The sequence below is a fragment of the Bradyrhizobium sp. NBAIM14 genome, from assembly GCF_020193895.1.
Lineage (GTDB): Bacteria > Pseudomonadota > Alphaproteobacteria > Rhizobiales > Xanthobacteraceae > Bradyrhizobium > Bradyrhizobium yuanmingense.
In genome coordinates this window covers 79,886-92,932 of sequence record NZ_JADYVQ010000014.1, presented here as the reverse complement: position 1 = coordinate 92,932, position 13,047 = coordinate 79,886, and the positions used below count along the sequence as shown (strand labels likewise).

Here is a 13,047-nt window from a genome sequence, read left to right as displayed (position 1 = left end):
ACCACGCGCAGGGCGGAGCAAAGGACGACCGGCCCCGGACACGTATCAGAAAGCAAACAAGCAGTGTTCGGAAAACGCCACACGCTTCCAGAAACGCTTCTTAGCTTGAGACTGCGAATCGAGCGGAACGATCCATTTTCATTGTGGCTTTAGTCGTGATTGGCATGGCGCCGATTTTCCGATTGCAGGAAGAGCCGCAGTTATTGACCGATGCCGAGCAACAAGAGCACTGCGGTAACGAAGTCGCGCGACGCGTGCTCGTTTCAGCCGCTTCAGAATTATTCGAATTGCGCCTGGCAATACGACTGCGGGGTCATCGGAACTTCAACAAACATCTATAGATTCATTGAAGCACCGAGAGCAGCTCGATGTCCGAGCGTCCTGCTGCTCTGATGTCTTACTTGCTGGGACAAGCCACAGGCTCTCGGTTAGCTTTGCCAAAGTACCTCCTTGTATCAGGACGTCGTGGAGTGTTGAGATGGATCAGTTCTTACCGGAGCAAGTGCAGATGACAGATGCTATCGTGAGCGTCGCATTTGATAAGGCCTGGCGCTTTGTTGAGAAGGATCCGTTGCTGGCGCATAATCTCAAGACGGTCCTCCACAGCCGGTTGCGCACTTTCCTTGAGTCTTCGATAAGGAAAGGCGAACGGAATACTTTAAATCTGGCAAACGAGGCGATACGCAGCTTGCGGGCTGAACTGGCGCCGTCGACGGAGCAATAAGGCGCTTGAACCTCTACTGCCATATAAGTTCGCCTTCGTTAAGGCTCTTGGGGACCTTATGCGGCGGGAAAACAACCGGGGCAGAGCGTGCTCGAGCTGACCTTCCTCCACTCACGTTCAGCCCCGCTGAAGACGAGCACGTTCGCGACGACTGTTGCCTATGCAGCTCTTCTAGTGACCCCAGACCAGTAACCTGGAACCCAGAGCAAGTCGGCGACGGGACGGAACAGCCGCGCTAATATTCGCTCGCGCCAGGAAACGCCCTAGCGTTTTCTCTCCTGACCTTGGCTCGGCACGAGCTTGCTCAACTTCAAGCGAGAGCCTCGTCAGGCACAGCCGCATCGGCTTCTTGGCATCGTCGATCGAGGTCTTAGCAGAGGAAAATCGTGCTGCACTTATGATAGGTCGGGAGCCAAAGCGATCCAGGCCTGTGATCGATCATCGCCGCATCGCCCATGACTGCAAGCGGCAGCACGGCCCTCCTGCCGGAAGAATGAGCTTTTGCGCGCCCGAGACGTCTTCGATCAGCGGTCTTCATTTGCCGAACTCTCTGAACAGCGAGCATGCACGGGACGTGTTGGCGCAGACTGGCCTTGTCGCTAGTTAGCGAGAGGGAACGAAACACCTCGCAGCATTGCGTCCCATCACAAGCCATCACGAACGGCTCGTATTCAAAGAAGCATCTGCGCGAAGCGACCACTGTCAGGCCGCAGCATTTCGGCCGAGGCAGTGCATGGCAAGTTGCGCGCGCCACAATCTGACGCGGCGTGCGATTTGACCCTTTTCTTTCGAAGACATGTTGTGCGGCAGTTACAGCAATTCGCGATCATGTTGTTAAACGCACGGCGCTGGGGGCACCGAAAGGAACGACACTCGAATGAAGAATTTTCTGATTCTGACCGCAAGCATCGGCGCACTCAGTGCGGCCGCTCCCGCATTCGGCACGGACCTCGCCGGGCAGCCCGTCCAGGTCAAGGCGCCACCGCTCCGGGTCGCAGCCCCGATTATCGATTGGTCCGGCTACTATATCGGTGTCAATGGCGGCTGGGGAACGAGCCGCAACTGCTGGGATTTCAATGGTGTCACTCCCGAGGGTTGCCATAATTCGACTGGCGGTACCGTTGGCGGCCAGATTGGTTATCGTTGGCACATCTTCAACATGGTCTACGGGATCGAAGGCCAGGGCAATTGGGCCGACTTCAGCGGCTCCAATGTCAGCGCCGCCTTCGCAGCAAACACCATTGGCACCAAGACAGATGCGTTCGGTCTGCTCACCGGCCATATTGGCTACACGTTCAATGCCGTGCTGCTGTACGCCAAGGGCGGTGCTGCGGTGACCAGCAACACCTATCACTTGAACTCGGTGGCTACTGGCACCGAGATTGTAGACAATGATGTGCGTTGGGGTGGCGCGCTGGGCGCCGGTGCCGAGGTCAGCCTCGCGCCCAGCTGGTCAGCTGGCGTCGAGTATACCCACTTGTTCATGCAGCGCAGCAACGTAAGCTTCCCAGCGGCCGTTGCGGCCGATCGCGTCCACCAGGACATCGATCTCATCACGGCACGGCTCAATTACAAGTTCGGCCCTGGGTTTGCCAAATAGTGATCTCGACGCGGTTGCGTGAATCGGGAGCCCCGACCGCGGTCGGGGTTCTTTCTTCACACGCTCCTTCCCCTTCCGAAGCACCAGGTCCGAGTTCGTCTAAGCAGGGATCACCGGCTGGATGGAACGACGCCGCCTGACCTCAACACTGGCGGACGAGGTCCGTCGATTCAACATCTGATGGCACTTTCGGCGAAGCCGCAAATACAACACTCCTTGAGGCAAGTCCGAAACCTCTCGCCGCGTGAGGTTGCGGAGCTCCATAAGCATCGATTAACCTGCCAGAAGCTGAAGCAAGATTTAGCACTTGGTGCTCGTTCCATTCGACTGATGAATTCGAAGAAGATTGAGGCGAATTGCTATAGTGACCGCCTGAATCCGGCTGGTCGCACCGAGCTTTCGCATCGCATTTTTGATATGAAAATTGACTGTATTCTCGCTGATGTTCATGATTTTCCCCATTTCCCAAGACAATTTCCCCCTTGCGAGCCACCTCAAGCAACTGATTTCCCGCTGCGATAGTGCAACGTTTCTTTCGCAATCATTATCGCGGGGCATCGATTAACCTGCCAGAAGCTGAAGCAAGATTGGCGCTTGGTGCTCGTTCCATTCGACTGATGAATTCAAAGAAGATTGAGGCGAACCGCCATAAGGACCGCTTGAATCCGGCTGGTCGCGCCCAGCTTTCGCATCGCATTTTTGATATGAAAATTGACTGTATTCTCGCTGATATTCAGGATCTTCCCAATTTCCCATGACGATTTCCCCTCTCCCACCCACCGCAAGCAATTGATCTCCCGCTGCGATAGTGCAATTTTTCTTTCGCAATCATTATCGCAGGGACGAGCGATGTCGCCATAGGCGGTGTGAAACTGCGACGCCAGCGCGTTGAGATGACCGATGTGATCCTGAGGATCAGCATCGTCGGACGCAGATGCAAACGACACCACGGATACCCGACCCAACGGGCCAAACAATGGCACGCTCATGCCATGCTTCAGGCCCGCCTCTCTCGCCTCGTCCAATACGCGTCTCTCGTCCGGTTGAAGTTGATAGCGGTCGGCGAGTTGGTCCCACAAAAACGGCCGCGATTGCATCGGCGTCCTCCGGATCACCGGATCGATAGTATGGTACTTGTGTTTGAAGTATCGGTCGCACCAGTCCGGCGGCCACTTCACAGCCACAGCCGGAGGTGGATACTCCGCCAGCCGAAGTGGCTCGACGAAGTTGAGAGCGCCGAAAGCGACTTCACTGAACCCTTCCTTGGTGGAACAGCTTACAAGAAGCTCGAACAACGCTCTGAGCGAATGCGTCTGTTTCGCGCATTCGGTGAAGCTAAAGAGATCCGTGATGGGCGCCTCAGAACCTCGATCAAGCTCCCTGTCATTGTGTTCGATTGCGCTTGTTTCAGGCGGAGCCAAATTCAAATCCATGACCTGAACCCTTTGGTTTGTTCTTCGTGAAGTCTGAGCGCCACACCCTGCGTCAGATGCCATTCCCGGATTCGTGCCCTGCCGCTGGCTGCGCCGGCATGATCGTCCCGTCAAACAGCCGAGATACCGCCATGATCCCTGGTCCGAGGCTGAACGGCACGGCGCAATCGAAGCGCCGTTGCACAGGCAAAGTGATTGGTCGAGCTCGCCGATAGCGTACTGGCGAAATCGGAGATCACCGGGCGGTCGTCCGTGTTGATGGCCTGGCAGTGATAGAAAGCCCGATGGCCCTGACGACTCAGCTGGCGAGACGAACCAAACAGCACGAGCGGTCACAGGCCCAGTTCTGTTTAGATTGGATGGCGAGAAACCATGGTCCTGTCCGAAAGACGGTTCGCTTTGTCTCGAGGCCAAGCACGAGGACATGCTGGGCACTAAACTCCGCGATACAGGTAAGGTAGAGCACGCCCATGCGGTTGGCGGTGCCGGACTCGACTTGCGCGTTGTAGGTATCGATTCTCTGCTTGCCGACGAAGACAACAGGAGCGTCATTTTTCTTCCCAATCTTGCGAATTGCCATCGCTAACCGTTGGCTGATGCTCCGCCCTATGACGGCGTCGGGGACGCGATCGATGAGCAACACGGAACAGCCGAAGCCATACTCCTCGCATCATCTCCCGGCGTCTCAGCGGGTCCGTCCGGCAGGTCCGGCGCAAATGAGTCGAAGGGGCAGAAAATGGCCACGTCAAAGACGCAATGGGAGATACTCGCAGTCGCGAGACCCGCTTGATGCAGAGGACACTTTGCATGCGCATCTCCAGAAGGGAGAGGACCCCGGATCGGATCGCACCAGTCCAGCAAGTGTCATACCAACTGCTGATTTCGCGAAAATCACCGCCGGGACAAGGGCTTGAAAGGCGGCCGGTTGGTCGCAAGGTAAGTGCATTGAAGCAATCATGACATTGGGAGGCAAAGGCGACAGCGCCATTTGCGCGAGCCGCAGCACGAGTAGGGGCCAGGAGATCTTTATCAGTATTCTGAAAAGCTGCGCCAATCTCGTTATCGGCTCGCGCATCGACTAAGTCTGCAAGCCATCTTAGTCCAAGTTCGGAGAAAGTTGGGTTAAGTCCGTCCTTGCAGCGCGCTGCTAATGGAGATTGTCAGGGAAGATGTGCTGAGCGCCAGAAAGTTGCAGTCAATTCGAAATGGGCAAGGATGCGGAGGCGCGGCAATGCGCCCCCTCCGCCACGAAGCTGCCACCATCGCGCCGCCCCTATGAAATCAAGCACGCCGAGAGAGTCATCCTTCACCGGTTCTCCGATGAGTTCGACGCCGTTTTACAACAGGAATGGCGCTTGCTGCCGCAATGGTGAGTCGACGCGGTCGTTCTTCGATCCCATCTCCATCTGAAACACGCCGAGACCCTCTCACGCGGTCTCGCTAAAGGCTGCTGATAGAGTCAGGCGGTTTGGGGGCGTGAAGTATTGACATTTGCCGCAAACGTTTCAACAGCGAACTGAAGGCGATGATTGCCACAGATCATATACTGACGTACGTAGCCGTCGCTGTGCTTGATTGTTGCTGCCAACCGTCTTGCGGGGAGTCGTCATCAGCTCTCATTCGCGGAAGATGAGCTTCAGACCCGATCGGCTTATGAAGCACAAACTTTCTCGATCCAGTGTGAATGGGCTGGAATGCCAGGGTGCGATCCCGCCGTCTAATGATCCCGTGCAAGATCTCCGAGCTGGCTTCTGCCTAGATGGCCTCCAGGCCGCCGCGCGAGAACGATTCCTTGTGACGGGATAATCGACGCTTCACCAGGCGGGCTATGTGAAACAGTGAGAGCTGCTGCTGGTGCACCGGATTGATCGCGAGGCCAATGAGGGGCAACTGCAATTGTGCGCGCTCTGCCGGTTCCGCTAGCCGCAAAGGCGATATCAAAAAACAAAAGACATCAAGCGCTGAAGTAATATTGCAGATAGTGTCACGTGTGAGGTTTCTGGCCGGGCTCGCGTTCGCTATAAGCAGGACCTGCAAGTTGTTGTGAGTTGGCGTGCATTGGAGCCGGAACGAGACGCCGCCGAACCAAGGCGCACCCGACGCACTTTGCCGGGTGTGAAAGTGCGCCGGGCTCGCCCCAACATCATCAGTACATCCGTGATGATGCTCGCGGCAATGAGACAAGTAGCGTGGCGGAATTGAGGCTCATTGCGTTTTGTACTTGAACTTCGACAATGTTTTTCGTGAGCTGATCCAAAGGACTTGAATCGCACGCAGCGTCACATTGTACGATCGCGAACTTGGCGCTCTTCATCCAGCAAGCAACGTATTTTCCGTGACACGCCGGCCTTGGACGGGAGGCACCGGTCGAATGCTGCGAGCATGCACATCGATTTTTCCACGAAAAGCCAGTTTGAACGTCTCGGGACAGCCTGCCCGCTCTTGATGATGCCTTTAGATCCCTGTCTTCGTCACAAAACGGCTGCATGTCAGGGAGTACAGAAGCGACGCGCCCTCGGATGAATGATTGACACTGCACACAGCCTAGTCGGAGGACGTCTAGCCGCTTGGGCCGTACTCGTAAGACACGTTCATTCTACCCACAAGACTCCAGATAATCGCCAAGGAGCGACGCTCACTCCCACTGCCGGCCCTAAGGTGGGTTGGCAGCGACATCGAGAGCGGGATCAATCTCAAGAACAGTTAGGCGCGTTTGACATAACGCAAAGACACAAGAGAGGGCACCGGTCAGTTTCACGCTGTTTGCGCATGGGAAAGTTAAGCCTTGCAGACCTCCCTCATAAACAAGTATTGCGATGCTCGCCTGCCTTGGTACACCATCTACCCAACCGTACCGGATTTCTCCGCGATGGTCGGTCCCAAGATTTGTGAGACATGGTTGAGGCGGCTGCCGCCGAACGAACCCGTATCGCTCTACCTCCACGTTCCGTTCTGTCGCTCGATCTGCTGGTATTGCGGCTTCCCTACAGGCCTCACTCGCAGCGAGCGTCCGATCCGCAATTATTTGGCGGCGGTGCGGGATGAAATACGCTTGGTCGCAGAGCAAGCGCCGCCCGCTCTGCCGGTGAGCGACGTGCATTTCGGCGGCGGGACGCCGACCACCATTGCGCCGACTGATCTCCTGGGCTTGATGGAACTCCTGCGTCGCTGCTTCGCGTTCAGCAAATCAGCTACCATCGCCATAGAAATCGACCCGCGTGCGTTCACGGCCGAGATGGCCGAAACGTTAGAAGCGGCGGGGATCAGTCGCGCGAGCATAGGCGTGCAAAGCTTCGACCCCGTGGTTCAAAGGGCGGTCAACCGCGTCCAGAGTGAGGTGCAGACGGCTTCTGTCGTCGAAAGTCTTCGCCAGCATGGGATAAGGCGCATCAATTTCGACCTTCTCTTCGGACTGCCACATCAGACGGTGCGGTCCTGCGTGGACTCCGCGCGGACGGCCCTGGCCATGCGGCCAGACCGGCTTGCGGTTTTCGGCTATGCTCACGTCCCCTCCTATATGAAACGTCAGCGCCAGATCGATGAGACGGCGCTGCCGGATAATGTCGCCCGCGCCGAGCAAGCCGCGGCTATTGCAGATACGCTGGTCTCGGCCGGCTACCGCCTGATCGGGCTCGACCATTTCGCCCTGCCCAACGACGAGCTGGCGCTGGCGCAGAAAGCCGGTCAGCTGCGCCGCAACTCCCTGGGTTATTCAGCTGATACCTGCAAAACCGTAATCGGCTTAGGTCCGTCAGCCATCGGCCGTCTGCGTGACGGTTACGTCCAGAACGAGAGCGCAACCGCTTCCTATGGCCAACACATTCAGGCTGGTCGTCTGGCAACCTCAAAAGGCTACTGTCTCTCCCCCGAAGATCGGCTCCGCGCCGCAATTATCGAGCGTCTGATGTGCGATTTGCAGGCCGACGTACCAGCGATCTGTGCTGCTCACGGATTTGATCCGATTCCTCTTCTCAATTCGGCCGACCGGCTGGGAATGCTTGCCGAAGACGGGATAGTGGACATTGAAGAGGGATTCATTCGGGTCAAGCAGGAACACCGGTTTGTCATTCGTGCTGTTGCTGCCGCATTCGACACTTATCTCGACCGTACCCCCTATTAACTAAGCCGCGCATGTGAGCAGATCCCAAAGATCTAAGCTTTTCTCGACGTAATGATCTGAAGAGGCACCTCCGGCAGACAGGCCAGATTTCGAGGATGCAGCGGCGGTGTCATGACAACAATCTTTCAGATATGGCCTCAAACCGGGAGGGCTGACTAAAAGGAAGCTGATTTGAAGGAGAAGCGCAGCGGATTCCGCCGTTCAGGGCCACGGCTCGATCATGCCGAAAGGGCTCTGCCCCACCTCTCCTTGAGTGCTCTTGATAATGGTGACTGCCTCAGCGCGACGTGCCGTTGGAGACGCCGGCGTCCGCACCGGCTTCGGGAATTTTACGGCTGGAGGCAGCTTTGCGAAGCTATGGTCCACCTCCTCGAGCACAGTTGGACACTCGACCACGCCCGCAGCGTCTCAGACTCAAGGCTCGGCTGTCTTCGGTCCGGCAATCACTGGCGCGCCTCCGACGGAAACAGGTCCATGTGGTTTGGACCGCCCGAAGCGTTTCCTGGCGACGCTCGAAACAGCCCGGGGTGGCGACAAAGGAGGCTCGGAAGCAGCAGAAGGGACAGGTGTTGAACTCTGCAGCGCATCGATCCGCGAAGTCAGCATGGTGATCTGATCCAGGATCCCTTTGAGGACATCCCGCTGGGCATCGATCTGGCGGTTGAGTTCTGCGATCTCATCGCCAGCTTTCTGCTGTGCCCACTTTATCTCGAATAGGGATGCCCTGTCCTCCAGTGACAGGCTCATTGTTGAAGCGACATCCCTGCTTTCCGGCGTCTCGACAGGCTCTTCAAGGTTAGCCCAAAACCAGGCGCCAGCAGCACACGAGCCGACGAGGACAAGCGGGAGCACCAAGACCGGGAGAATCCGTCTTGACGGCCCGTGCAAGAGCGGGCGCAAGTCCGAAGCGGCCGCATGTTCAAGCAAGTCCATTGTTCCTCGCTCAAGATCCCATTACAGCAGGCTTATTTTGTCGACGCGATCGCCCGCGATGCACCCGCGCTCCAGGAGCTGCCAGCGTCGACAATAATCAATCTTGGCGAGCTTCCCGATCGGCTGCGCCTGCTCCTATGAAACGCTCCTTCTTGAGCAACGCAACGCGACAATTTTCGCGCGTTCTCCATGATAGCGCCACCAGCGAGCAATGGTTCTCGTCTTCGTCGGCGATGGCACAGCATTTTCTCATCATTCAGAAGAACCTTGCAGATCGTCTTTTCTTGCCCCGGCACGAATGCAAACCGTCCACTGATCCGGCAGTGTGTTCGATGGACTCCCGCCTCACGCCTTGCCTGACCAGCAACTTCATCTGGGACGGGCCACGTAAGCGCAACGGCTGATCGGCCGAGCCGCAATGGCCGATTGGACTGGCAACCATTGCACCTGATCAACTACCAGTTCCGGCAGGTTGTTCGAGATGACGGGCACGTGCCAAGCGTGACCAACGAACGCCGCGCACATCAAGGATTCGGATGCAAGACAAGTTTTGCCGCGCTGACGGCAACCAGCAACTGCTCGCCGATATCCGCCAGAGCTGCTCGATGGCTGATTCGTCCGGTCTCCCGGGCCATCACGTTGGATGTTGTGGTGTGGTTGCCGCGCGCGCAAATTCAAAGGCTCTTCGGCCTTCAAGCCCGCCGATTGTCTCGTGTTTCGCTGACAACGATACCAATGAAGCGCTTCGTGAAGCCACGCCTCTTGCACGGCGAGCCTTGCTTTCGAGTAGCTGCCGTTTGGTCCAGAAAGCCGCCTTCGATGCAGATGCGCGCCACCGCCTGACTCACAGTGAGCAAGGTGGACATTCGCAATATTCTGGTAGCCAGGACAGCAACCCCCGCGCGCTCGTCGTGAGCATATGCCGAGCCAGCGCTCTCCGCTGGCTCTCGGCGCACCGACGTCATGCACAAGCAAGGTTTCGGACCAGATCATCATCGCGCCGCGAGCTGAGAGATTCAGGAAGCCTGAGTGGCTCTGTTCGGATAGATCGCGTTCTGGCTCGTCCCCCTCGCCCTCGGACGCGAAAGGACGCCGGCGATGCCGCTTGCTGAGGAGCGCTGGCGACGAAGCGGTCCAGACTGCCGCCGCGGAGGGATTCTGGATTGCTTCGCTGCGCTCGCAATGACGATGTGGAAGCAGGCGCGTGGCACACTCCGCCGGGAGCTCACTCTGGGCCAATCAGGCCGCAGTTCAATCTATTCATGTCCGGCAGACATGGACCCGAACTACGCCATGCGTGATTGCCTTCTTGCGACGACCTCGCCTCGAACATACTCGGCTAGGTCAGCACTTTCTTTCAATTTCAGACTAAGGCGAAAGCAATCTGGGCTTGCTATCGCACTTTCGCTAGCGGCTTGTCTGGTCGGCAATTCCGTACGGGCACAAACCGCCAGCGGACTTGATCCTAGTAACCACCCTGTGGATGAGACCCGCAAAAGAGGAAAGACTTCCGACCGGGCCGCAAAGCTCCCGATCGACCTGGTCCGTCAGGCAATCCGCCCTCCTGCCCCGGCGCCAGCAGCAGGTCCCGGAGTGCCTTTGGAGAAGCGCGGCAATGCGGACAGGGCTGCTCAGACGAGACCGCAAAAAACGATCGATCCCTTCCAAAGGTACGACAATCTGCGTGAAAAAGGGTTGTGGTTCCCCATCCCTGGTCCTGCAGATACGATTGATCAGGACAAGGGGGGCGTTAGATCTGCGCTGGCGGACGTCGGCATCGGCTATATCGGGTGGACACATAACTCCTTTGCAAGCAACCAGCTACCGCATGCAGCCAGAAGCACTATCGCAAACCAGCTCTATATGGGCCAGAATCCGACTTTCGCGTCGGCGAACCTCATGATCGTCACCTACGATCTGAGCCGGTTCGGCATTGCCGACGGACAGATTGTCGTAGGAGCCGAGCAGCAATACTGGACGTGGGATCGCCCAGGGCCAAATCGAGTGGGACTCAATACGCTCGCCTACTACCAGACTTTCTTCGACAGGACACTAGAGCTCAAAATTGGCTACCTCAGAAACCAGAATGAATTCACCGGTACATTGTTCGGAGGGATTACAGGATCGAACATGTCTGCCTTGTTCCAGGCAGGGATGAGCACCAATGCCGCGCCCACGCCGGCGGTCAACTTGAAGTACAATTTCGACGATCGCTTGTATAACAAGATCTCCGTCCAGCGCTCAATCAGTCCCGATGGTCCCTATGCCCACATAACGGAGAATCCCACTGGCTTGAACTGGAGCACGGCCAATGCAGGCATCCTTTTCGTCGAAGAAGCCGGCTACAAGAGCAAGGCTGCTCCCGGCTTACCGGACACGTGGCTGCGGGCGGGCATTGGCTTCAACACTAGCCGCTACACGGATTTGGCGGATCCCAAGCAACAAAGGAAGAGCGGAGATAATTTTCACTACATCGCTGCGGACAGGCAGCTCTGGCAGAGTGACGCCCATGGGTCGCCGTCTCGCGGCATCTACGGCGGCTTTTCCGTCATGGGAGCTCCACCTGAGCGCAACAGGATCAGCCGGTATTACGAGCTTCGTCTTTATGCGAAGGGACCTTTTGATAACCGGCCCAGTGATCTGATTGCCCTCGTTGCGACCAACACGGCCTGGAGTACGCTTGCAGTGGATGCTGCTCTGGCTAAAGGCCAGCTTGCGCACCGCGATAGCACAGCAGTCACGGGAACATACATCGCGCATCTCGCTCCGGGGATATATGCAAGCGTCGGACTGTCATACATTCATTACCCGACAAGCATCACACACACGCCCCAAACGGAACACGCGCTCAATCTGTTGGTATCTACGTTGATATTCTTCTGATCATCGCAAGCGCCGTTCTGCTCCGACGTTATCGTGACGCATGGGACCGGACCTTCGCGATCCCCTTGAATCGGCCGCATCTGCGCTAGACCGTTCGAGGGAAGCAAACTTCGTGGAGCAACGACCCAATTTTCGAGGACATTTTCCAGATTGTCTCGCCTTGCATAGACAGCAGGTTCGCAAGGCACGCAACCTACGATGATTTGCGAGAGCCTCCTGATCAGATCTCGGTTACAGCTACTTATCGAATTGAGCGGGGTGGCACTCCGAGCATGAGCTGGGACAGATAAGGAATGTCGCGCACGGTCCAGCGAACCGCTAGCGCGACGGCAACAATCGTTGTCCCGAGAAATGCAGCCACGGCAGACCTCATTGTGGGGTCCCAAAGTTCTCCATACTGTATGGAATCCATGAGACGGAATACCGTACCCTGAATCAAGTACAGCACGAGCGTGCTCGGCCCCAGTTTTTCGGCGATAAAGCGGACCACCCGATTTGAGCGACCAATATTCCAGCATCGAAGCAGGACCTCAATCATTACCACTGAGGCAGCTGCGGAGCCGAGAAACATCAGAAGCACATTTTTTGCCGACTGCAAATCCTGGACCACAGCGAGATTGTTGTAGACATAAGTGTCGGTGCGCCAGGCCAGAAAGCACATCATAGCCGCTATTGAGGCAGACATAATCAAGAACACCCTGTGAGAGCGCATTATGCTCGTCCACCGTTCTCTCGACTGCGCAAATAAGAATCCCAGGCAAAAAAACGGGTACATATACTTTATAAGAGGGAATATGGAAAAAGTCAGAGGCGCAAGCACGACCAGAATGACGGATACGAACAAGGCCCAGGGCAACCAACGATTGAAGATCGAAATAGTTTTAGTGAGGATGAAACAAATGAACGCGGCCCATACGAACCAGTATGTGCCGACGAACTCATTCAGGAACTGCAAAACGGTGTCTGGTGCGCCCGCCGATCGGGGAAACACGGCAAACTTTAATGACTCCAGAAGAGAGCACCAAAACAGCATCGGCACCAGGAGCTGCGTCGCACGACTGCCGATAGCTTGCGTGAACGACTTTGCCAGTAGCGCTCGGCAAGAAAGATAACCGCTTATCGCCATAAAGAGGGGCATGTGGAACATGTAGATCCATTTGAAGCATGCCGAATCCCAAAATCCTTCATTTTGGTAGAGGATATATTGGATCAGGTGACCGGCGATCACTAAAATGATGAGCACTCCTTTGGTGAAGTCCAAAGCGAGATCGCGATCGTGCGCTATCTCAGGCACAACCTTTCCTGTTACATGATCTATCAACATCTCGGCACACTTTATCCAACCAGCCGAATA

At 56.5% G+C, this 13,047-nt stretch carries 12 protein-coding genes; 7 read left to right on the top strand and 5 right to left on the bottom strand.

What is annotated here, in order from left to right; all coding sequences use genetic code 11:
* Positions 1-478 precede the first annotated feature (478 nt).
* Positions 479-724: a hypothetical protein gene (locus I6F28_RS26815; protein ID WP_225129708.1), complete on the top strand. Its 246-nt coding sequence runs from the start codon at positions 479-481 to the stop codon at positions 722-724.
* An 877-nt stretch (positions 725-1,601) separates the two neighbouring features.
* Complete coding sequence (locus I6F28_RS26810; RefSeq protein ID WP_225142006.1) at positions 1,602-2,324, top strand: outer membrane protein; 723 nt, start codon at positions 1,602-1,604, stop codon at positions 2,322-2,324.
* Between the two features lie 300 nt (positions 2,325-2,624).
* On the opposite strand, the gene I6F28_RS26805 is transcribed toward I6F28_RS26810, so the two are convergent.
* The 3 genes from I6F28_RS26805 to I6F28_RS26795 all read right to left on the bottom strand — a co-directional run bounded on the left by I6F28_RS26805 (position 2,625) and on the right by I6F28_RS26795 (position 4,400).
* Positions 2,625-2,882, bottom strand: coding sequence for a response regulator transcription factor (locus I6F28_RS26805; RefSeq protein ID WP_225129711.1), 258 nt, complete (start codon positions 2,880-2,882; stop codon positions 2,625-2,627).
* A gap of 65 nt (positions 2,883-2,947) precedes the next feature.
* Positions 2,948-3,757, bottom strand: a complete 810-nt coding sequence (locus I6F28_RS26800) for a LuxR family transcriptional regulator (RefSeq protein ID WP_225129713.1) — start codon at positions 3,755-3,757, stop codon at positions 2,948-2,950.
* 298 nt (positions 3,758-4,055) lie between these two features.
* Entirely contained in the window at positions 4,056-4,400 is a 345-nt protein-coding gene (locus I6F28_RS26795) for an adenine nucleotide alpha hydrolase family protein (RefSeq protein WP_225142004.1), read from the bottom strand.
* Between the two features lie 562 nt (positions 4,401-4,962).
* On the opposite strand from I6F28_RS26795, the gene I6F28_RS26790 reads away from it, so the two are divergent.
* Together I6F28_RS26790 and hemN are read left to right on the top strand one after the other, a co-directional pair.
* Positions 4,963-5,130 (top strand): hypothetical protein, encoded by a 168-nt coding sequence (locus tag I6F28_RS26790; RefSeq protein ID WP_225129716.1) that lies wholly within the window; start codon positions 4,963-4,965, stop codon positions 5,128-5,130.
* 1,412 nt (positions 5,131-6,542) lie between these two features.
* On the top strand, positions 6,543-7,877 hold the full coding sequence (gene hemN, locus I6F28_RS26785) for an oxygen-independent coproporphyrinogen III oxidase (protein ID WP_225129718.1): 1,335 nt from the start codon (positions 6,543-6,545) through the stop codon (positions 7,875-7,877).
* A 414-nt stretch (positions 7,878-8,291) separates the two neighbouring features.
* Here the strand turns inward: hemN and I6F28_RS26780 are convergent, their stop codons facing one another.
* On the bottom strand, positions 8,292-8,624 hold the full coding sequence (locus I6F28_RS26780; RefSeq protein WP_225142002.1) for a hypothetical protein: 333 nt from the start codon (positions 8,622-8,624) through the stop codon (positions 8,292-8,294).
* A 168-nt stretch (positions 8,625-8,792) separates the two neighbouring features.
* Between I6F28_RS26780 and I6F28_RS26775 the strand changes: the two genes are divergently transcribed.
* From I6F28_RS26775 to I6F28_RS26765, 3 genes are all read left to right on the top strand, one after another.
* Complete coding sequence (locus tag I6F28_RS26775) at positions 8,793-8,951, top strand: hypothetical protein (protein WP_225142000.1); 159 nt, start codon at positions 8,793-8,795, stop codon at positions 8,949-8,951.
* Between the two features lie 300 nt (positions 8,952-9,251).
* Complete coding sequence (locus tag I6F28_RS26770) at positions 9,252-9,653, top strand: hypothetical protein (protein ID WP_225141998.1); 402 nt, start codon at positions 9,252-9,254, stop codon at positions 9,651-9,653.
* 750 nt (positions 9,654-10,403) lie between these two features.
* A complete protein-coding gene (locus tag I6F28_RS26765) occupies positions 10,404-11,693 on the top strand; it encodes a carbohydrate porin (RefSeq protein WP_225141996.1) in 1,290 nt (429 codons plus the stop codon).
* Positions 11,694-11,934: 241 nt separating this feature from the next.
* Here I6F28_RS26765 and nolL read toward each other — a convergent pair whose 3' ends face one another.
* Positions 11,935-13,017, bottom strand: coding sequence for a nodulation factor fucose acetyltransferase NolL (nolL, locus tag I6F28_RS26760; RefSeq protein WP_225141994.1), 1,083 nt, complete (start codon positions 13,015-13,017; stop codon positions 11,935-11,937).
* Positions 13,018-13,047 lie beyond the last annotated feature (30 nt).